This is a genomic window from Methanococcoides seepicolus, from assembly GCF_023684405.1.
In the GTDB taxonomy this organism is placed as follows: Archaea; Halobacteriota; Methanosarcinia; order Methanosarcinales; family Methanosarcinaceae; genus Methanococcoides; species Methanococcoides seepicolus.
This window is the reverse complement of the sequence record NZ_JAGSOI010000144.1, coordinates 1-1187: the sequence shown is the minus strand read 5'-3', so window position 1 is coordinate 1187 and position 1187 is coordinate 1. Positions and strand designations below refer to the sequence as shown.

General features: G+C 32.2%; 1 protein-coding gene and 1 pseudogene. Both read right to left on the bottom strand.

Features of this window, described 5'->3' with window-relative positions; translation table 11 throughout:
• Positions 1 to 110: 110 nt before the first annotated feature.
• Complete coding sequence (locus tag KDK67_RS14120) at positions 111 to 914, bottom strand: hypothetical protein (protein ID WP_250869481.1); 804 nt, start codon at positions 912 to 914, stop codon at positions 111 to 113.
• Between the two features lie 125 nt (positions 915 to 1039).
• A pseudogene (locus KDK67_RS14720) lies at positions 1040 to 1187 on the bottom strand (ISH3 family transposase); the annotation flags it as partial.

The window sequence follows — 1187 nt, the reverse complement described above, 5'->3', positions numbered from 1 at the left end:
GGCTATTCAAGATGCAATCGATGGAAAGCCATTTGTTCCAACGATTGTTTGATTTTAGGATTGCAAATTAATTTTTTGTATTAGAGTTGATAATACAGGATTGACGATAGTTAGGCTGAATAGTTACAATTAAAATAACTTGAACACAGAGAGTTATAGATTTGCGACAATGTTTCTGCTCTGGTTTTTTCTTTTTCTTCGTCAATTTTTTGTTCGATTTTACTACGTTTGTTTTTCTTGGCAAGTGACAGTTTTAACTCAAGTGCTTTCATCCGTCTTTCTTTTTCTTGTGCACGTAATTCCATTTGTTTCTTAACTTTATCTCTTCTTGGAGGAGGAACCAATTGTACAGTTTCGGCAGCATCAATTAAATATCTCCACTTGTATGAGGGCAGTGCTAAATAGTTTTTACCGTGTGCTTCAAATGAATCCATTATTTGAGTAGGAGCTAACTCGATTTCGGGACGAGATTCAAAAATAAAGGCATATTCTTCAGAAACCAGTGTTATTAGATTTTCTGAGCTTATTAAATCATCATAACGAGAAATTAATATATCCATATTTTCTTTTAAACTTTGATCTCCCCCATAACATCCATTTAAACAGTCTTTGATAATTAAAGAAGATGAGATAAAATCCCTTACTTTTATATTTATTGCATCTTTTTCATCAATTACAGATAATTTCCTACGATTTAATGAATATGAAATCAAATCATCTCTTGAAAATGTAGAGCAGAAATCTGACGCCAATTTTTCAGATGATTTAGCATGTGCTTCACATAAATCGAGAGCAATTTCTTTATCAATTGAAATAAAACCAGCACAATGTGGGCACCAATAACTATAGCTGTCTTCAAAGACCTCTTTCAAAAAAAGTTCATTACCACATGTTTGGCAACTGTTTTCAATCATTTGAATGTATCCTTCTTAATAAGACAAAGTCAACTAATTCTATATAATTTTTATTAGAGTGAAAGTTTTATGTAAATTCAGTACTTCTCTAATTATTCCTCCTTTTTGTTCTTACTCCCATTAACTTATCTCAAACACTCCACCAGCAACTGAATCCTCAATTTTCTCCTAAGCCAATCCTCTATTAAGAGAACAAATCTATCGAACCTGAACTTATCCTCATCAATGGTCTGTGGCCCTTGTTTTACTTTCGTAAAATGCTTTTTCTGAAGA

Excerpts from the sequence above, each read along its gene's own strand:
- KDK67_RS14120 (WP_250869481.1), bottom strand. The coding sequence starts at position 914 with ATGATTGAAAACAGTTGCCAAACATGTGGTAATGAACTTTTTTTGAAA.